Source organism: Kingella denitrificans ATCC 33394, assembly GCF_000190695.1.
GTDB classification, from domain to species: domain Bacteria; phylum Pseudomonadota; class Gammaproteobacteria; order Burkholderiales; family Neisseriaceae; genus Kingella_A; species Kingella_A denitrificans.
Genome location: NZ_GL870929.1, coordinates 1,733,575 through 1,753,325 on the forward strand (window position 1 = coordinate 1,733,575; position 19,751 = coordinate 1,753,325).

The window sequence follows — 19,751 nt, forward strand, 5'->3', positions numbered from 1 at the left end:
CGGGCGATGAGTTTTGCGGTGGTGAACAGCCGTGCCTTGTGCGGCATGAACGCCCCGTTGGTGGAGGTGGAAGTGCACCTGGCCAACGGGCTGCCGCAATGCAACCTGGTCGGCCTGCCCGATACAGAAGTGAAGGAAAGCCGCGACCGTGTGCGCGCCGCCATTTTGCAGAGCGGCTTTGAATTCCCCATGCAGAAAATCACGGTCAATCTGGCACCGGCCGATTTGCCGAAAGAGTCCGGGCGGTTCGATTTGCCGATTGCCATCGGGATTTTGGCGGCCAGCGGCCAAATTGCCTGCGACCATTTGGCGCAATACGAATTGGCCGGCGAATTGGCATTGTCGGGCGCATTGCGTCCGGTGCGCGGCGCATTGGCGATGGCGTGGCAGGGGCAGCAGTCCGGCCGCGCCTTTATCCTGCCTGCGGAAAACGCCCGGCAAACCGCCGTCCTGCCCAAAATTAAAGCCTACGGTGCAGGCTGCCTGGCGGAAGTGGCGGCGCATTTGAACGGTGCGCAAACCTTGCCGGATTACCGACGCACCGCATTGCCCGCCGCCGATGGCGCGCCGTTGCCCGATTTGCGCGATGTGAAAGGGCAGCAGACCGCGCGTTTGGCGTTGGAAATTGCCGCGGCGGGCGGGCACAGCCTGCTGATGATGGGGCCGCCCGGCACAGGCAAATCCATGCTGGCGCAACGGCTGCCGTCCATCCTGCCGCCGCTGACCGATGACGAACTGATGAGCGTGTGGACGCTGCGTTCCCTGCTGCCCGGCCAACAAAGCAGCCTGCACCTGGATACGCGCCGCCCGTTTCGGAATCCGCACCATTCCGCCAGCGCGGCGGCACTGGTGGGCGGCGGTTCCGACCCGAAACCCGGCGAAATTTCATTGGCACACCACGGCGTATTGTTTTTGGACGAGCTGCCCGAATTCGACCGCCGCGTGCTGGAAATGCTGCGCGAGCCGCTGGAAACGGGGGAGATTCACATTTCGCGCGCCACCCGCCAAGCCACTTATCCGGCACAATTTCAACTGGTGGCCGCCATGAACCCGTGTCCGTGCGGCTATTTGGGCCATCCGTCCAAACCCTGCCGCTGCACGCCCGACAGCATCAAACGTTACCGCGACCGCATTTCCGGCCCGCTGCTCGACCGTATTGATTTGACGATTGAAGTGCCCGCCCTGTCCGCCGCCGATTTGGTTAATGCGCAGGCCGGCGAAGACAGCGGCAGTGTGTTGCGGCGCGTTTTGGCGGCACGTGAACGACAATATGCGCGGCAAGGCAAAACCAACGCGCGCCTGTCCGCCACCGAATTGGACAGCGAAGCCCGCATTGGCAGGGAAGCGCGCGAAGCCTTGGGTACTATGCTGGAGAAACTGTCTTTGTCGGCACGCAGCTTCCACCGCATTTTGCGCGTGGCACGCACGCTGGCGGATTTGTCGGGCGACGAAGAAGTGTCGCGACAACACGTTATCCGCGCCATCAGCTTCCGGCGCGCTGTGTAAAATCGGCGTGCAGGCGCGGCGCGGTTGCGCAAAATCAGGTTAATCATGCGTAAAAGCAAGGCTGCGGATTTGACAAGCCGCCGCCGATTGCGTTTAATTTTTCATTTTTCCAACACGGCATCACGGCCGTTTTTTAAGGAGTTGTTTATGAAACCGATTCAAACCCGTACTTTGCTGGCCGCAGTTCTGGCCGCCTGTTCGTTTGCCGCAACGGCTGCGCCTGCCAGCACGCCGGCCGCCAATAACGGCAGCGAAATCGACGGTAAAAAAGAGGTGGCATACACCTGCCAAGTGGAAATCAACGGCAAACTGACACCGCAGAAAGTCACCGCCATGTATGGCTTTAAGGGCAACGATATCGTGGTGGCGCAACTGAAAATCGGCCGCCAGATTACGCCGGGCATGTGGCGCGACGGCTTCGTTCCCATGAACCGCTTCATCAGCCAGGACAACAGCCGCACCACCGTATGGACGACCATGCCGGCCACCGCGGACAACGTGACCCAAGTGGACGGCGGCAAATTGTCGGTGGGACAGGGCGCGGGCGCACAACAAAGCATTATTTTGGATTCGTGCAAATTAGACCGCGCGGCCACTGCCCGATTGAACCGTTAATCTGTCCGGCATGAAAGTGCAGGCTGCTTTTGAGCCGATTCAAAAGCAGCCTGCACTCTTGTTGATTTATGAACATACTCACACGTTATGCCATCACCGTGCTGGTGTTGTGCCTGCTGGGTTGGACGGTGTGCCGCTTTTTCAGCCGCCGCCACCGCCAGGTTGTGCACGAAACCGTATCGCTGGTGGCCAAAATCCTGCTGCTGGTTGCAGCATTCGTCTTGCTGCGCGCCGCGTGGCAGGGCTGACGGGGAACGCCATGAAAGCCATGATTTTAGCCGCCGGACGAGGCGAAAGAATGCGTCCGCTGACCGATCACACGCCTAAACCGTTGCTGCGCGTGGGCAAAGAGCCGCTGATTGGCTGGCATTTGCGCCGCCTGCGGGCGGCCGGATTTGACGAGATTGTGATTAACCATGCCTGGCTGGGGCGGCAAATTGAAGAAACCTTGGGCGACGGCGGCGCATACGGTGTGCGCATTGCCTATTCGCCCGAAACGGCGGGCGGTTTGGAAACGGCGGGCGGTATTGCCACGGCGTTGCCGCTTTTGGGCGACGAACCGTTTTTGGTGGTGAACGGCGATGTACTGACGCAGATTCCTTTTGGCGACGCGCCGCAGATTGCCCAAAAAATGCAGCAGCAGGGGCAGCTGGCGCATTTGTGGCTGGTGCCGAATCCGCCGCATCATCCGGAAGGCGATTTTGCCCTGCAAGGGGAATCGGTGTCGCAGGATAAGGCGCAAGGGACGGTGGGGACGTTCAGCGGCGTGGGGATTTATATGCCGCAGCTGTTTGCCGATACGCCGGCACATACGCCTGCCAAATTGGCACCGCTATTGCGCGCGGCCATGGCGCAAGGCAAGGTTTCGGGGCAATGGTATGACGGCTTGTGGCTGGACGTGGGCACGCAGGAGCGGCTGGCGGAGGCGAATGATTTGGCACAAGGTTGGGATTGAATCGGCAATGCAAAAAGCAGCCTGCACTTGGGAAATTCAAAGTGCAGGCTGCTTTTTTGCGTGTGGCGGTGTGCGGTAATGCGGTAAACAGGCTGCCACCGTATCCGCCAAAAGGTGCAGGCTGCTTTTAACGTGATTCAAAGCAGCCTGCAGTTTCATCAACCTTGTTTTTGGTTTGCCGGATGGTTGCGGCGGTACAGCAGCCAATACAGGATACCGCACACAATGAACCACAGCGGCATGTACATCAGGCCGAGGCGTGTGTCGGCATCCAGCGAGAACAATACCAGTACAAACGCCAGGAATGCCATGCACAGCCAAATGGTGGTTGTGCCGCCGGGCAGTTTGTAGATGGATTTTTCATGCAGTTGCGGACGGGTTTTGCGGTATTTCAGATAGGCCAGCAAAATCATAATCCACACGAAAATGAAGCCGATGCTGGAAACCGTGGTGACGATGGTGAACATATCCATGATGTCGCCGCTTTGGTAGAGCAGGAAAATCCCCACAACCAAGTAAAGGCAGGAATACAGCAGTCCGGTGGCCGGTACGCCGTTGCGGTTCAGCTTGGAGAACATTTTTGGTGCCACATCGGCGGCGGACAAGCCGTACAGCATGCGGCCGGTGGAGAACATGCCGCCGTTGGCAGAGGACAGTGCGGAAGTGAGCACCACCAAATTCACCAAACCTGCGGCAATCGGAATGCCGATAAGGGTGAACATGTTCACGAACGGGCTTTTGGCCGGATTCACTTCGCTCCACGGCGTTACCGTCATAATCACGCCCAGCGCCAGCACATAAAATATGATAACGCGGACGGGGATGCGGTTGATGGCTTTGGGCAGGTTGGTTTCCGGGTCTTTGGTTTCCGCAGCCGCCGTGCCGACCAATTCAATGCCGACAAAGGCAAATACGGCGATTTGGAAGGCGGAGAAGAAGCCGCCGATGCCGTTCGGGAAGAAGCCGCCTTTGTTCCACAAGTGCGCAAACGAAGCTTTTTCGCCGGAAGACGGGTCGATAAAGCCGGTGAACACCAAGAACAGACCAACCACCACCAGCAGCAAAATGGCGATGATTTTAATCAATGCGAACCAAAATTCCATTTCGCCGAACAGTTTCACCGTGAGCAGGTTCATGCCCGCCATAATCAAGATACATAAAAGCCCGGGCAGCCACAGCGGCACATCCGGCCACCAAAACTGCGTATAGCCCGTAATTGCGATGATGTCGGCCATGCCGATAACGACCCAGCAGAACCAGTATGTCCAGCCCACAAAGAAACCGGCGGCAGGGCCCAGCAAATCGTAAGTGAAATCGGTGAACGATTTATATTCCAAATTTGAAAGCAGCAGCTCACCCATGGCACGCATGATAAAAAACAGAAACGTACCGATGATGACATAAGTCAGCAGCACGGAAGGGCCGGCCAAGTGAATGGTTTTCCCCGAGCCCATAAACAGGCCGGTGCCGATGGCTCCGCCGATGGCGATAAGCTGCAAGTGACGGTTTTTCAGATTGCGCTGCAAACCGTGTGGCGTGTGGTCGTTGCTCATAAGCGTTCCTTTACTTTTGGAGGTGGATGAACTGGTTCTACGACAGCGAATTGTTAATGAACCGTAAAATACTGTAAGCCAGCGGAAAAAGTCAAGAGAATTGGCGGATTTATGCGATTGAAAAATCTGAACGCGGCGATAAGAAAAGCAGCCTGCACGTTTGAACATCCAAAGTGCAGGCTGCTTTTGGCCGTTGTGCGACTATGCCTTTGCCGCCGCCTTAATACGCAGGATTTCCTTCACAAACGCCGCCAGTTTGGCCGCAAAATCCGCATCGTCCAGCCGTCCGACCAGGGCAAACGTTTCCTCTTTGCCACCGTCGTCCGCCGTCAGCGTTTCGCCGCTGAAGTGGCGGAAGAATAATTCCTTGCCGCCACGGATTTTGCCTCGGTGCAGCACCCAAACGCCACCGTTGCCATCCTCCGCGAACACGCCGGACACCGCACGGTTCAGGCCTTCGGTGGGGAAATTGATTTCCGCCGCAATCGACACCTTTTTGCCGGCCACAGGCTGGCCGATACCGAAGCCGTTCCAGCATTTTTTGCCCTGCGGCTGCATGGCGTACCACAAATCCAGTTCGGACGAATAAGCTACTTCGGTTTCAAAGCCGCCGCCCGCGCCCGATACGGTGCAGGCTGCTTTTTGAGGCAGCGCGGCCAGCAGCGTTTCGGCAAACAAGGCTTGTGCGGCAGCAAGGTTTTCGGGGGATGTAATCACGGCAGGCATGACGTTTCCTTTCAACGATAAAACGGAATGATAACGCGAAATCAATAAGGCCGCCTGAAAACCATGTTTGATTTGAGTGCGTGGCACAAGCGCGTTATTCGTCATACAATCATCGTATTAAGTTTTGCAAACCGTTCAACACCGATTACGGAGGGAGTGAAACTATGAGCCAACTGCAACAAAACCGCCTGCCGGAACATTTTTATGACGAACCTTTCGCCTTCTGCTTTTCCGGGCAGGGCTTCGATTGGATAAGCAGCCTGCGCGAGGCTTTGGCCGATGGGGCGAGGGACAGGGCAAACGAAGTGGCCGCCGCAGCCGCCCGAATCTTGGCACCAGTCGCAGAGCAGCTTGCCACCGCCCGCCCGCAGGGTTTCGAGCCGATTAAATGGGCGGAAAACGGCGCGGCCGGCATCGATTTGGTGCGAGCCGCCGTGAGCGCGCCCGGCATTTTCCTTGCGCAAATCGCTAATCTGCACACGCTGGAGGCGCGCGGCTTGGACAGCGGCAAGGCGGCGGGCGTTATCGGGCATTCGCAGGGCATACTCGGGCGTTATCTGATGCGCGAGCCGCAGCATGCCGCCGAACTGCTGGCCTTGGCCGAATTGATTGGCGCGGCGGCCACGCTGCAAGGGCGAGCAACGGGTATGTATCTGTACGACGACCTGCATCCGATGGTGATGGTGCAGGGCGTGAGCCGTGGGCAGATTGCCGCCGTGATTGACGAACTGTTCCCCGCGGATTCCGCCGCTCGCCCGTGTATCGGCTTGCAGAACAGCGCGGACGGTTTTGTCGTCAGCGGCAAGCCCGAATCGGTGGCGCGCGTGTGCGGCGTGTTGTCGGACACGGTGAAAGATGCCAACGGCCAAACGCCCGAAAACCTGCTGTGGCGGCTGGATGTGGAAATCGGCTTCCACCACCCCGCCATGTTACCCGCCGTAGCGCAAACAGCCGAATGGGCGGCCGCCTGCGGTTTGGATGCGGAACAGGCGCGCGGCATCGCGCAAAATGTGTTGGTCAATCCCGTGGACTGGGTGGCCGAATGCCGCAGCATGGCCGCGCTGGGCGTGCGGCGGATTTTGGAAATCGGCCCCTCCGGCGGCGTGGCCATGCTGACGCAAGCCGTGTTGGCAGGGGAAGGAATTGAAGTGCTGGATGTTTCCGGCGCGGAAGGCAAAACGGCGTTGTTTGGCGGATAACGGCGGCTTCTGATTTTTGAAACTGCGGCTGCCGCCAAGTTAAGAAAAGGCTACCTGAAAACGAACGAAGTGAGTTTCTGCGCAGCTAAAACGAAAGAAGTGGGTTTTAACTTCGTTGAAGCCCACGCTTTCAGGTAGCCTTTATTGATGGAATATTTGAATGGTAGCTTGCTCAAAACGAAGCTTCAACGGAGTTGAAAAGCAGCCTGTACATTGGTTTGTTTTAGGCGGTCGGGTGGATTAGTTCTGAAAACTACGGCTTCCTAGGATAGTCGGATAATATGGGTGCAGCTAAAGATGGTCATGATCAACTTAAAAATATTCAATAAAATGAAGCAAAAAAATCGCTTCTTTCTTATTGCTCAAATTTTATTAAATCTCCCATCATTGATATTTTTGACCATATGGCTCATAAAAATAACCATAGTGATGGATGCGGAATTATTTTCATATTTACTTAAATTCATTAAATTATCAAGCTATATTGCAAGCCTATTCGCAGTGGCAACCCTGATCAATTTATTTTTTATAAGAGATATAAAAACCTTACCCATTGCGATGCTCATAAGTATATTTACATTGTTATTCAGTGCGTATACCGTAACTTCGTATACCTGTGATTCTTTTTATGGATATTGCATGTGTTTGGTTAGTAATTATATTTATGAAATTATTCACTAAACAACAAGCGAGCCGTAGCCCCTATGAAAACTTCAATTCCGAAGTGGCGTGAATGTGGTTCGGCAGCACGCATACGGCGACGGTTTCAAAGGGATATTGTTTTTGCACATCCATATAAGCCACATGCGAAGTCGATATGTTCGACAAGCAGGCGCGATTTCGGGTTGGCGAGTTTGACGGTGAAAAAGAATGTGCCGCCGGCAATGAAGTTTTTGCGATTAATGCGCCATAGGATTTTTGTTTGTGGTTTGGGTGTTGGAGAAGGAATGGTTTGTTGTTTAAGGTGTTAACTTTGTTGAAGCTGATGTTTTCAGACGACATTGGAGGCCGTCTGAAATGTTGAAACGGCAAACCGTCAATCAAACAAATCAAATAGACTTGGTTGTTCATTCGCTGATAATTTACTTGTTTTTAAACTTGGTGGCTTTAATTTTTCAGCGCGTTGTTCATCAGTAAAACTTGTAGGGAAATCACCAAGCAAAAATGGGCTCTCTGGGTTGTGCTTTTTCTTGTTTTCAGTTGCCTTATCATGCTGGGTAGTGGCATAACAATACTGGCAGCCATGAACACAAGTATCATAAATACCAATATCACGGCTTTCTACGCAACCACAAGCTTGACGCTGCCCTTTATCCTTTTTGCTGGGAAACCCTTTTTTATGCGCTATCTTTTCCAATAATTCATTATCAATGCATTTCCCATGGGTAATTTCAATCCCATAACGTATTTTCAAATCAATTTCTTCAGAACAAGTCTCAATTGTCATACCATTTTCTTTTGCTACATTTTTCATAAACAAAACTAGTTCTTTTAAGTTATCTTCAAATTCTTTATCTAAGATATTGAAAAACTCAAATTTTGATATTGTATTTTCTAACTTAATAGGTATTTGAACAGATTTCAAATTTCTTTCAGTTTTTTTATAAAAATCAGCAAAGCTAATTACTACTTTATCTGTATAGCCATTTAATAAATCTGCGATTTTAGAAAACAGTCGTTTGTGTTCTTGGATAGTTAGAGTGTTAGATAAAAGAATAGGATCGTATCGCCAAATAACACGTTCTCTACCAATTATCCGACTTAGATTTTTAAATGTTTCAATTGCTTTATAAGGGTTTGGTGTAGATTTTTCTAAGTAACGCGGATAGCCTGTAATTGTATATTGAAAATAATAAATATATGGTTCAAGCAAATCCAAACGCGATATAAAAGGCTGTGGATTTCGCGTCCAAAACACAAATGCATCAACATTTTCAGGTGTTAATTCAACACGATGAACTTGATTAGCATTGAATGGATTTTTGTACAGAACAAAACCAGCTTCTAACCGATTAAAAAACCAATCAGCATAAAAAGCAGGAATATCAGTTTTTCTACTAACGCTAACAATCATATCAAGCTCGTTCAAATTCATAAATATAACAAATTGATTTCATGTTTGTTTTCATGCGATACTTATCACGAAAGGAAATTGTTTCAAAATTAGGAAGTTTCCATACCCAATCATTCATAGCTTTTTTAAAAGAAGCTCCCTCTCCATTATAATCAACTCTGACGCTATTAATTAGTTTAAAATTATTGTCACAATATTCATTAAATTCATTTATAAATAATTTATGATCTGATCCACTATATGCATTATAATCATTTATAAGGATTAGAAAATGAGTAGATGCCAATTCTATTATTTTGTTAAAAATATCTATTTTTTCTTTTTTATCCAATTCATTATAAACATAAGATAAGGTAAATAAATCTATACGACGGCAGAAATCGTTATATGCCTCACTCTCATTTAAAACCGAAAAATCAAAATTTTCTTTGATGTACCCAAAATCATTTATAAAATGTTGCACGGCTTGTGCTGATATATCCCAGTTTTCTTTTTGATCATCAATACGCAAAATATTTAATTCCCGAATTTGATTAATGTTATGCAGAACTGGGTAGGTTTTGCTGGCTATATTGATACGATTCAGCAGTTTTAATATACCTAAAACATCTGTTCCACAAGCATAACCTACTGATGCCATATTTAATACTGATTTATTTTCCAGAAATTCAAGTGCAAAAAATTCCTTATCATTATTATTTTCTATTTTTAAAAATGCATGTTCAATTTCTTCAGCATGAAGAGGCATGGTACGAATCGCATAAATAAAATTTTCTTGCTGACAATGGTACGATGTATCTTGCTTTTGACTATATAAATATTCATAAGAAGCAAGATTGCAGCCAACACAATTTTTAGGCTGTTTGATTGGATTAACTTCAATTCTAGTTTCACATAACTTATAAGTCTGTTCTAAATTTTCTATATAGTTTTCATCAAAATATTCAACTAATTTAACAATAAATTCTGATGAGTCTATGGCAATTTTTGTGTTTGGCATTTTTGTTCCTTGATTGAATTATAAAATTATTTATTTTATATTTGATTTCAAATACTTCCCAGTATAACTTCCTTCCACTTCTGCTACCTTCTCCGGTCTCCCCTCCGCAATTATCCTCCCACCCCCATCTCCCCCCTCGGGCCCTAAGTCCACAATCCAATCCGCCGTTTTTATAACGTCAAGATTATGCTCGATAATCACAATCGAGTTGCCTTTGCCTTTCAGACGACCTATGACTTCGAGCAGCAGGGCGATGTCGGCGAAGTGCAGGCCGGTGGTGGGTTCGTCGAGGATGTAGAGTGTTCTGCCGGTGTCGCGTTTGGATAGCTCTAAGGCGAGTTTGACGCGTTGGGCTTCGCCGCCGGAGAGGGTGGTGGCGGACTGGCCGAGGCGGATGTAGCCGAGGCCTACGTCCATCAGGGTTTGCAGTTTGCGCGATACGGTGGGGACGGCGTCGAAAAATTCGCGGGCTTCTTCGACGGTCATGTCGAGGACTTGGCTGATGTTTTTGCCTTTGTATTGGATTTCGAGTGTTTCGCGGTTGTAGCGTTTGCCGTGGCAGACTTCGCAGGGGACGTACACGTCGGGCAGGAAGTGCATTTCGACTTTGATCACGCCGTCGCCTTGGCAGGCTTCGCAGCGACCTCCTTTGACGTTGAAGGAGAATCTGCCGACGTTGTAGCCGCGTTCGCGCGAGAGGGGCACGCCGGCGAAGAGTTCGCGGATGGGGGTGAACAGGCCGGTGTAGGTGGCGGGGTTGGAACGCGGGGTGCGGCCGATGGGGGATTGGTCGACGTTGATGACTTTGTCGAGGTGTTCGAGACCGTGGATGTCGTCGTATGGGGCGGGTTCTTCTTGGGCGCGGTTGAGTTCGCGGGCGGTGATTTTGGCGAGGGTGTCGTTAATCAGGGTGGATTTGCCGCTGCCGGATACGCCGGTGATGCAGGTAATCAAACCGAGCGGCAGTTCGAGGGTAACGTTTTTGAGGTTGTTGCCGCGCGCGCCTTTGAGGACAAGCATCCGTTCGGGATTGACGGGCGTGCGTTCAGACGGCACGGCAATGGATTTTTTGCCGCTGAGGTATTGTCCGGTAACGGATTTTTCGCATTTGGCGACGTTTTCGGGCGTGTCGGCAATCAGTACGTTGCCGCCGTGTTCGCCCGCGCCGGGGCCCATATCGACGACGAAATCGGCTTCGCGGATGGCGTCTTCGTCGTGTTCGACCACAATCACGCTGTTGCCCAAATCGCGCAGGCGTTTGAGTGTGGCGAGCAGGCGGTCGTTGTCGCGCTGGTGCAGGCCGATGGAGGGTTCGTCCAAAACGTACATCACGCCGGTCAGGCCGCTGCCGATTTGGCTGGCGAGGCGGATGCGCTGGGCTTCACCGCCGGAAAGGGTTTCGGCGGAGCGGCTTAAATTTAGGTAATCCAGCCCGACGTTAATCAGGAAGCCGAGCCGTTCGATGATTTCTTTGAGGATTTTTTCGGCGATTTGTTTTTTGTTGCCGTCCAAATCCAGCGTTTCAAAGAATTGGTGGGTTTTGGTCAGCGGCCAGGCGGAAACTTCGTGCAAGGGTTCGCCGCTAACGTAAACGTAGCGCGCTTCTTTGCGCAAACGTGCGCCGCCGCAGCTCGGGCAGGCGCGGTGGTTTTGGTATTCGCGCAGTTTTTCGCGCACGGTTTCGCTGTCGGTTTCGCGGTAGCGGCGTTCGAGATTGGGGATGATGCCTTCGAAGGCGTGGCTGCGGTTGAAGGTGGTGCCGCGTTCGGATAGGTATGTGAAATCAATGACTTCTTTGCCCGAGCCGTGCAGTATGACTTTTTTCACTTTTTCAGGTAGCGTTTCCCAAGCAGCCTGCACATCGAAACCATAATGCCGCGCCAGTGATTGAATCATTTGAAAATAGAACTGGTTGCGCTTGTCCCAGCCGTCAATCGCGCCCGTTGCCAGCGACAATTCGGGATGCGCGACCACTTTTTCGGGGTCGAAGAAATTAGTGTTGCCCAAGCCGTCGCAAGTCGGGCAGGAACCCATCGGGTTGTTGAACGAAAAGAGGCGCGGCTCTAATTCGGGCAGGCTGTACGAACACACGGGGCAGGCGAAACGCGCCGAAAACCAATGTTCTTCGCCGCTGTCCATTTCCATCGCCAGCGCTCGCTCGTTGCCGTGGCGCAGCGCGGTTTCAAAACTTTCCGCCAGCCGCTGCTTGATGTCCGCCTTCACTTTCACGCGGTCGATGACCACGTCGATATTGTGCTTAATGTTTTTTTCCAGCTTCGGCACTTCGTCCAACTGATAGACCTCGCCGTCCACACGTACCCGCGCAAAACCCTGCGCCTGCAAGTCGGCAAAGAAATCGATAAACTCACCCTTACGCTCGCGTACCGCCGGCGCCAGAATCATCACGCGCGTGTCTTCCGGCAGTTTTAAGACGGCATCAACCATCTGCGACACGGTTTGGCTTGACAACGGCAGATTGTGTTCGGGGCAATACGGCGTGCCGACGCGTGCGTACAAAAGGCGCAGGTAATCATGGATTTCCGTTACCGTGCCGACGGTGGAACGCGGATTGTGGCTGGTGGATTTCTGCTCGATGGAAATCGCGGGCGACAGGCCTTCGATCAAATCGACATCGGGCTTGTCCATCATCTGCAAAAACTGCCGCGCATAGGCGGACAGGCTCTCGACATAACGCCGCTGCCCTTCGGCATACAGCGTGTCAAACGCCAGCGACGACTTGCCGCTGCCCGACAGCCCCGTGACCACCACCAGCTTGTGGCGCGGAATGTCCAAATCAACGTTTTTCAAATTATGCGTGCGCGCGCCGCGGATGCGGATAGTGTCGTTGTCGGGTTTGTGCGGTTTTGCCATGACAGATTGCCTTTTTTCAGGGTGCAGGCTGCTTTTAGATTCACGGAAAAAGCAGCCTGCAAAAATAATGGGGAACTAGTGATTGTAACTTTTCTGTGATAGCATGACCATTCTTTGCAAGAGAATCAACCTTATTATTCTATTTTTATTGGATTTAATTTGAGGATTTATGGGAAATATCAAAAGCTTGTTATTTGTGTTGGCGGTTGGTTACGGACTGTATGTTTTTGGTGCCAAAGGCAACTTCACATTGATTCCGCCTTCCGAAAAAGCGGTGATGCAGGCGGTGGCGGCAGACAAAATGCAGCGGTTTCGGGATTATGATGTGACGTTGCAAAAGAAATGCACGCGCGTGGGCGGCGGCATGGTGCAGGACGGCGTGTATAGCTGCGATATTGAAGTGGTGAATAAACACAATGCCGCACAGTTGCGCACGGAACACATTATTTTGGTGAAACAGAAAAACCGCTGGGTTCTCCGCTGAATAGGTAAACAAAAACGCTTCACGGCAATTGGTGAAGCGTTTTTTAATGTGCAGGCTGCTTTTGTCAGGCAGCCTGCATTTTTTCCGCATATTGCTGCACCAGCGCCTTAAAGGCCGCGCTGGTTTCCGGATGTTTCAAGCCAAAGGCGAGCGTGGCTTCCAGATAACCGATTTTGCTGCCGCAGTCATAACGCACGCCGTCGAAGGCGTGTGCCAGCACGGGTTCGTATTCCAGCAGCTGGGCGATGGCATCGGTCAGTTGGATTTCGCCGCCCGCGCCGCGCGGTGTGTTGTGCAGCAATTCGAAAATGCGCGGTGTGAGGATATACCGCCCCACCACGGCCAAATTGGACGGCGCTTCTTCGGGTTTCGGTTTTTCAACAATACTTTGAATGCGTTGGTAATTCTGCCAATCCGCAATTTCCACAATGCCGTAAGAACCCGTCTGTTCGGGGGCAACGGTTTCCACGCCCAACACGCTGCTGCCGGTTTGGTTATACGTTTCAATCATTTGCGACAGCGCACCTTTGGGCGCGTCAATCAAATCGTCTGCCAGCACCACGGCAAACGGTTCGCTGCCCACCGCCGCCTGCGCGCACAGCACGGCATGTCCCAAGCCCAACGCCTCCGCCTGGCGGATATACAGGCAGGTAACGTGGTGCGGCAGGATGTTTTGAACGTGCGTGAGCAGTTTGTCTTTGTGGCGCAGCGCCAATTCGGTTTCCAGTTCGTAGGCTTTGTCGAAATGGTCTTCGATGCTGCGCTTGCTGCGGCCGGTCACGAAAATGATTTCGGTGCAGCCTGCTTCCACGGCTTCTTCCACTGCGTATTGAATCAAGGGTTTGTCGACAATCGGCAGCATTTCTTTGGGATTGGCCTTGGTGGCGGGCAGAAAACGCGTGCCCATGCCGGCAACGGGGAATACGGCTTTGCGGATTTTCGGGTGGCTCATAACGTTCCTCTTCTATTTCATCGGGTGGACTCGGCGGTATTATAGCGGTAAAAAAAGCAGCCTGCACTTCCCAAAACGGAGGGTGCAGGCTGCTTTCGCATTGTCCGGCTTATTGCTCGCGGGCGCGATACCACGCGATGAATTCATCCGGTTTCGCATAGCCCAGCAGGGCATCGCTGCGGCGGCCATCCGCGTGTAGGACAAACAGTCCGGGCGGGCCGAACAGGCTGTATTGTTTCAGCAGCGCCTGATGTGCGGGCGTGTTGGCAGTTACGTCAATTTGCACTAGCCGCGCCAAGGGGACGGCAGCCTGCACTTCGGGCTGGCTGAACGTGTTGGCTTCCATTTCTTTGCAGGAGACGCACCAGTCGGCATAAAAATCCAACAATACGGGTTGCTGCGGATGTTCCGCCAGCATTTTGGCCACAGCCTGCTCCATTTGCGCCACGTCGGTGAATTTCTGCCCGTGCGCCGTGCCGTCTGTCGGCGGATGCAGCGTTAAAAAGCGGTGCAGCGCGGTGCTTTGCTGCTGCCAGGATTGGTAGGCAAACCACAAGCCGCCCAGCAGCATGGTGCAGGCTGCCGCGCCGAACACAAGCCGCGCCAAACCGCCGAGTTTGCCGAGTTTGCTCAGCCAATACAGCGCGGGCAGCACCAGCAATGCCGTGTAAAGCGATACGGTCAGCGCATAAGGCAGGAACGGGGTGGCCAGATACACGGCGACGGCCAGCAGAATCACGCCGAACGCGTATTTGATGCCGTCCATCCACGCACCGGCGCGCGGCATAATGTGGCCGCCGAACGTGCCGATGGCGATAAGCGGAACGCCCGTACCCAATGCCAACGCATACAGCAGCATACCGCCCAGCAGCGCATCGCCCGTTTTGCCGATATAGCCCAAGGCGGCGGCCAGCGGCGGCGCAACGCACGGGCCGACAATCAGCGCCGACAGCATGCCCATCACAAACACGGAAGCGACTTTGCCGCCCGATAAGCGGTTGGACTGCATTTGGAAATAATTTTGCACGGCGGCGGGCAGTTGCAGCTGGAACACGCCGAACATCGACAATGCCAGCAGCACCATCAGCCCGGCCATGGCCAGCACCACCCAAGCCTGTTGCAGCCACACGGTCAGCAGCGCGCCGGTCAATCCCGCCAGCACGCCCACGGCCGTGTAGGTCAGCGCCAAACCCTGCACATATACGAACGACAGGGCGAACGCCCGTTTTTTGCTGCCGCTTTTATCGCCCACGATAATGCTGGAAACGATGGGCAGTAGCGGATACATGCACGCGGTGAAGCTCAAGCCCAATCCGAACACAAAAAACGCCAGCAGGTTGATACCCAGCGTGTCGCGCGATAAGTGGTGCAGGCTGCTTGAAAGGGAATCAGCAGGCGCGGGTGAAGGGGGAGCAGCGGTCACGCGCGGATTGGACGCTGCTCCCTGCGGCTTTACAAACATACTCTTCGGTTCGTCGGCAGCGGCCGTATCGTTGCCGTACACGCCCGGCCCTTGGATGTCGAACGAGGTTTCCACCGGCGGATAGCACACGCCTGCTTCGGCACAACCTTGATAATTCAATGTGATGTGGTAGCTTTTCGGCGCGGTTTTCGCGTACGGCCAATTCACTTGTGCGCTTTTGTGATACACCGTTTGTTTGCCGAAGAATTCGTCTTCTTTTTCCTGGCCTTCGCTGAATTTCGGCGCGGCCAGTAATCCGGCAGGCTCGGTCACGCCCGTGATTTTGCTTTGGTACATGTAATAACCGTCGGCAATGCGGAATTCCACCGCTACGCCTTGGTCGGACACGGTAACCGTGGGCACGAAGGCTTTTTCCGGCGGCAGCAAGTCGTCCGGGTTCACTGCGGCAAAGGCCAGTTGCAGCCCCAGCAGCCACAGGCACAGCGCATACCATAATTTTTGCATCATACTTCCTTATTATCAAAACGAGTGGGGCGATTATATACCCGATGATGCGCTTGCGCTTGCAAAATCGTAAAGAGGATGGTGCAGGCTGCTTTTTGCGGCCGGAAAGCAGCCTGCATTTGGAAAATCGGCGTGCAGGCTGCTTGGTTGTCTACTACTTTAGAACTAGTCCGCAAAATACACCGAAATTATTATTTTGCCCCGTGGCCGATTTTGTTAAGGTGTCAGGCGTTTTTCTGACACCCATCCACTCACCGAACCGGAGATTCCCCATGAACCAAAAATTACCGAAATATCTGGCCGGCAGCGTTTTGCTGGCATTGTCTTTGAACGTATCCGCAGAAGAAATTACCGTGTCGGCCGCCGCCAGCCTGAAAGAAGCGTTTGGCGAAATTGCCGCACAGTATCAGCAAAAATATCCCGATGCCAAAATTAACCTGAACACCGCCGCTTCCGGCGTTTTGTTGCAGCAAATCGCCCAAGGCGCACCGGCGGACGTGTTTGCTTCTGCCGATGAAGCCACGATGGACAAAGCGGCAGCGCAAAACCTGATTCAGGCGAACACCCGCAAAACCTTCGCGCACAACTCGCTGGTGTTGATTACCCCAAAAAATAGCAGCCTGCACATTACCAAACCGGCGGATTTACTGAACAATGCTGTGCGCCACGTTGCCGTGGGCAAACCCGAAAGCGTGCCTGCCGGTGCCTATACCAAAGCCGCTTTGACGCAACAAAACGTGTGGGACGCGCTGCAAAGCAAAGTGGTGTACACCCAAAACGTGCGCCAAGCATTGGATTATGTGACACGCGGCGAAGCGGATGCGGGCTTTGTGTACCGCACCGATGCCGTGTTGCAGCAAAGCCGCCTGAACATTGCCGCCACCGTGCCGACCGTGAAACCGGTGTCTTATCCTTTGGCCGTGGTGGCCGCCAGCACGCACAAAGCCGAAGCGCAGCGTTTCGTGCAGTATGTGTTGTCGGCCAACGGACAAAACGTATTGCGTAAATACGGTTTCAGCAAACCTTAACCGTTTTGACATGCGCCGTGTTTTATTGTGGGAATGATGATTTCGCAGTAAAACACGGCCGATGTACGCTCAAAAGCAGCCTGCACCCATCCCGATAACGACACGAACACGCGCCATGGACTTCGCCAACACCCTGCCGGCATTTTACTTATCGCTCAAAGTGGCCTTCACCGCCACCGGCATCAACATCATTCTCGGCATCACAATCGGCTTTTTGCTGGCCCGCAAACGCTTTCCCGGCCGCGAACTGCTCGATACCGTGCTCACGCTGCCCATGGTCTTGCCGCCCACGGTGATGGGCTATTACCTGCTCGTCCTGCTCGGCAAACGCGGCGTCATCGGGCAATGGCTGGAAAGCGCGCTCGATATCCGTCTCATCTTCACATGGCAGGGTGCAGCCATTGCCGCCGCCGCCGTCACATTTCCGCTCATCGTCAAACCCACGCGCGCCGCATTCGAAGGCGTGAACCCGCAGCTCGAACAGGCCGCCCGCGTACTGGGGCTGCCCGAAGCCGCCGTGTTTTGGCGCATCACGCTGCCTTTGGCTTGGCGCGGCATTTTGGCGGGCATTTTGCTGACCTTCGCGCGTGCCTTGGGCGAATTCGGCGCCACGCTCATGGTGGCCGGCAGCATTCCGGGCCAAACCCAAACCCTTTCCATTGCCGTGTACGAAGCCGTGCAGGCGGGCGATGATGGACTGGCCAACCAGCTGGTGGCGCTGATTTCCCTTGTCTGCATCGTGATTTTGTGGACGACCACCCACCTGAGCAAAAGCAAACCCCATTACTAAACCGCACCATGCAACCACTGATTTTTGATTTCCGCCTGCGCCAGCACCTAAGCAGCCCCGGCCACACGTTCTCGCTCGACATTGCCTGCCAAAGCAGCGCCAAACGCATTGCCGTGATTGGCGCGTCCGGCTCGGGCAAAAGCCTGACTTTGCGCCTGCTGGCAGGGCTCGAACCGTTGCAGGAAGGGCATGTCCGCATTCGCAACACCTGCTATGCCGATACCGCCGAAGGCATTAACCTGCCACCGCAAAAACGCTGCGTGGGGCTGATGTTTCAGGATTACGCGCTGTTCCCGCATTTGACCGTGGCGCAAAACATTGCCTTCGGGCTGCACAAAAACCTGGCACAGCCGCCCAAAGCAGCCTGCACCCAAACGCAGTTTTGGCTGGAAAAAATGCAGCTTGCCCACTTGACTCACCATTACCCGCACCAGATTTCCGGCGGTCAAAAGCAACGCACCGCCCTGGCGCGCGCCTGCATCGTCCGCCCCGAATGGCTGCTGCTGGACGAACCGTTTTCCGCGCTGGATACCGATTTGCGCCGCCAAATGCGCGAACAGGTGCTGGCCGTGCAGCAGGAATTGGACATTCCGCTGCTGCTGGTGACGCACGACGCGCAAGATGCCGAAGTGCTGGCCGATGAAGTGTTTGACATACAGAACGGCTTGATACAGACGGTTTCTTGATAAAAAATTAATTTAATTAATAAAAAAGCAGCCTGCACTTTGAAAATTGAAGTGCAGGCTGCTTTTGGTCTGAATCTTGAATCTATGATTCAGCGAACCGATATGTGCTTTTTAAGCGCCGAAACCGTACGGTGTTATTTCTTCAGAATATACTGCTTCACCGCGGCATTGTGTTCTTCCAGCGTGTGGCTGAACTGGCTTTTGCCCGTGCCGTCCATGCGCGACACGAAATACAGGAATTTGCTGTCGGACGGTTGGGCGGCGGCATCCAGCGCGGCGCGGCCGGGCAGGGCGATGGGCGTGGGCGTGAGGCCGTAGCGCGTGTAGGTGTTGTAGGGCGTGTCGCGCTGCAAATCGGCACGGCGGATTTTGCCGTTATACGCGCTGCCCATGCCGTAAATCACGGCGGGGTCGGTTTGCAGGCGCATGTTCATGGCCAAGCGGTTGCGGAACACGGCGGCCACGTCGCGGCGGTCTTCTTCGTGTGCGGTTTCCTTTTCAATCAGGCTGGCCATAATCAGCAGTTCGTAAGGCGTTTTATAGGGCAGGTTGTCGGCGCGGCTCTCCCAGGCGGCCTGCAAATTTTCCTGCATGGCGCGGTATGCCGCCCGATAAACTGCCACATCGCTCGAATCGGCCGCTACTTCGTAAGTGTCGGGGAAAAACAGGCCTTCGGGGTTGTCGGACACGGGTTCGGAAGCGATTTTTTGCATCAGCTCTTTATCCGACCAGTTTTTCGTGTCGTGCCGCAGCAGCGTGTTTTGGTTGATGATGCGGCGCATTTGGGCAAAGCGCATGCCTTCCACAATCTGAATGCGCACCATGTCCGGCCCCGCGCTGCTCAGCCGCCGCACGATTTCCCATGCCGACACGCGCGCAGGCAGGCGGTAGCTGCCCGGAGCCAACTGGTTTTGCGTGCCGTTCAAATAAGCCGCCAGCAGCACGCCCCAGCGCGAAAACACCTGATCCTTGTCCGCCAACTGACGGCCGACCGCGGCAAAGCCCTGTCCTTTTTCCACCGTGAGCCGATAAGGCATGCCGTTGTTTTTCGGCACGAACACCAAAGCGGCAGGCACGGCAACCAGCAGGGCAACGATTATGGAAATCGCCAATAAATAAGCCGTTTTGCGCGACATATATTATTTCCCGTGAAAAAAAGGGCATTATATACGACTGTTCCGATTTTCAAAGTGCAGGCTGATTTTTGCGCGGTTCAAAAGCAGCCTGCACATCTGGGAATCCCTGCAATCCGGTGCTGTTTCATGGCGTATCGCCGCCATACCCACTCTTTGCGCCCGCTGTATCCCCAAAAAGCAGCCTGCACCCCGAAAACAACGTGCAGGCTGCTTTTGGCAGTCAAAATCTGTTAAAATCCGTCCCTTTGA

Annotated in this window: 17 protein-coding genes; 9 read left to right on the top strand and 8 right to left on the bottom strand. The window is 53.4% G+C overall.

Going from position 1 to position 19,751, the window contains the following annotated elements; translation table 11 throughout:
- Window positions 1–6 precede the first annotated feature (6 nt).
- The 4 genes from HMPREF9098_RS08660 to murU all read left to right on the top strand — a co-directional run bounded on the left by HMPREF9098_RS08660 (window position 7) and on the right by murU (window position 3,076).
- Complete coding sequence (locus tag HMPREF9098_RS08660) at window positions 7–1,506, top strand: YifB family Mg chelatase-like AAA ATPase (RefSeq protein ID WP_003783968.1); 1,500 nt, start codon at window positions 7–9, stop codon at window positions 1,504–1,506.
- A gap of 147 nt (window positions 1,507–1,653) precedes the next feature.
- A complete protein-coding gene (locus HMPREF9098_RS08665) occupies window positions 1,654–2,121 on the top strand; it encodes a hypothetical protein (protein WP_040564397.1) in 468 nt (155 codons plus the stop codon).
- A gap of 68 nt (window positions 2,122–2,189) precedes the next feature.
- Entirely contained in the window at window positions 2,190–2,369 is a 180-nt protein-coding gene (locus HMPREF9098_RS08670; RefSeq protein WP_003783970.1) for a protein MIGRI, read from the top strand.
- Window positions 2,370–2,380: 11 nt separating this feature from the next.
- Window positions 2,381–3,076 (top strand): N-acetylmuramate alpha-1-phosphate uridylyltransferase MurU, encoded by a 696-nt coding sequence (gene murU, locus HMPREF9098_RS08675; RefSeq protein WP_040564398.1) that lies wholly within the window; start codon window positions 2,381–2,383, stop codon window positions 3,074–3,076.
- A 158-nt stretch (window positions 3,077–3,234) separates the two neighbouring features.
- Here the strand turns inward: murU and HMPREF9098_RS08680 are convergent, their stop codons facing one another.
- Both HMPREF9098_RS08680 and HMPREF9098_RS08685 read right to left on the bottom strand, forming a co-directional pair.
- Window positions 3,235–4,629, bottom strand: coding sequence for an amino acid permease (locus HMPREF9098_RS08680; RefSeq protein WP_040564399.1), 1,395 nt, complete (start codon window positions 4,627–4,629; stop codon window positions 3,235–3,237).
- A 201-nt stretch (window positions 4,630–4,830) separates the two neighbouring features.
- The gene (locus HMPREF9098_RS08685; protein WP_040564400.1) at window positions 4,831–5,355 is read right to left on the bottom strand and encodes a hypothetical protein; all 525 of its coding nucleotides are present in this window, start codon (window positions 5,353–5,355) and stop codon (window positions 4,831–4,833) included.
- A gap of 164 nt (window positions 5,356–5,519) precedes the next feature.
- Between HMPREF9098_RS08685 and HMPREF9098_RS08690 the strand changes: the two genes are divergently transcribed.
- Window positions 5,520–6,554, top strand: a complete 1,035-nt coding sequence (locus tag HMPREF9098_RS08690) for an ACP S-malonyltransferase (RefSeq protein ID WP_003783977.1) — start codon at window positions 5,520–5,522, stop codon at window positions 6,552–6,554.
- 1,036 nt (window positions 6,555–7,590) lie between these two features.
- Here HMPREF9098_RS08690 and HMPREF9098_RS08705 read toward each other — a convergent pair.
- From HMPREF9098_RS08705 to uvrA, 3 genes are read right to left on the bottom strand one after another with little or no spacing between them, the layout of a single operon-like run.
- Window positions 7,591–8,628, bottom strand: a complete 1,038-nt coding sequence (locus tag HMPREF9098_RS08705; RefSeq protein ID WP_081457178.1) for a DUF1848 domain-containing protein — start codon at window positions 8,626–8,628, stop codon at window positions 7,591–7,593.
- Between the two features lies 1 nt (window position 8,629).
- Entirely contained in the window at window positions 8,630–9,628 is a 999-nt protein-coding gene (locus tag HMPREF9098_RS08710; RefSeq protein ID WP_003783980.1) for a hypothetical protein, read from the bottom strand.
- A 30-nt stretch (window positions 9,629–9,658) separates the two neighbouring features.
- Entirely contained in the window at window positions 9,659–12,499 is a 2,841-nt protein-coding gene (gene uvrA, locus HMPREF9098_RS08715) for an excinuclease ABC subunit UvrA (protein WP_003783981.1), read from the bottom strand.
- A gap of 169 nt (window positions 12,500–12,668) precedes the next feature.
- Here uvrA and HMPREF9098_RS08720 point away from each other — a divergent pair, with 169 nt between their 5' ends.
- Window positions 12,669–12,983 carry a hypothetical protein gene (locus HMPREF9098_RS08720; RefSeq protein WP_003783982.1) on the top strand — a complete coding sequence of 105 codons (315 nt, stop codon included), beginning with the start codon at window positions 12,669–12,671 and terminating at the stop codon, window positions 12,981–12,983.
- Window positions 12,984–13,047: 64 nt separating this feature from the next.
- Here HMPREF9098_RS08720 and galU read toward each other — a convergent pair whose 3' ends face one another.
- Together galU and dsbD are read right to left on the bottom strand one after the other, a co-directional pair.
- Window positions 13,048–13,935: a UTP--glucose-1-phosphate uridylyltransferase GalU gene (galU, locus tag HMPREF9098_RS08725; protein ID WP_003783983.1), complete on the bottom strand. Its 888-nt coding sequence runs from the start codon at window positions 13,933–13,935 to the stop codon at window positions 13,048–13,050.
- A 109-nt stretch (window positions 13,936–14,044) separates the two neighbouring features.
- Window positions 14,045–15,862, bottom strand: coding sequence for a protein-disulfide reductase DsbD (dsbD, locus tag HMPREF9098_RS08730; protein WP_040564402.1), 1,818 nt, complete (start codon window positions 15,860–15,862; stop codon window positions 14,045–14,047).
- 272 nt (window positions 15,863–16,134) lie between these two features.
- Between dsbD and modA the strand changes: the two genes are divergently transcribed.
- From modA to HMPREF9098_RS08745, 3 genes are all read left to right on the top strand, one after another.
- Entirely contained in the window at window positions 16,135–16,890 is a 756-nt protein-coding gene (gene modA, locus HMPREF9098_RS08735) for a molybdate ABC transporter substrate-binding protein (RefSeq protein WP_003783990.1), read from the top strand.
- Between the two features lie 115 nt (window positions 16,891–17,005).
- On the top strand, window positions 17,006–17,680 hold the full coding sequence (gene modB / locus HMPREF9098_RS08740; RefSeq protein WP_040564403.1) for a molybdate ABC transporter permease subunit: 675 nt from the start codon (window positions 17,006–17,008) through the stop codon (window positions 17,678–17,680).
- 8 nt (window positions 17,681–17,688) lie between these two features.
- A complete protein-coding gene (locus HMPREF9098_RS08745) occupies window positions 17,689–18,366 on the top strand; it encodes an ABC transporter ATP-binding protein (protein ID WP_003783997.1) in 678 nt (225 codons plus the stop codon).
- Between the two features lie 134 nt (window positions 18,367–18,500).
- Here the strand turns inward: HMPREF9098_RS08745 and mltG are convergent, their stop codons facing one another.
- Complete coding sequence (gene mltG / locus HMPREF9098_RS08750) at window positions 18,501–19,502, bottom strand: endolytic transglycosylase MltG (protein ID WP_003783999.1); 1,002 nt, start codon at window positions 19,500–19,502, stop codon at window positions 18,501–18,503.
- Window positions 19,503–19,751 lie beyond the last annotated feature (249 nt).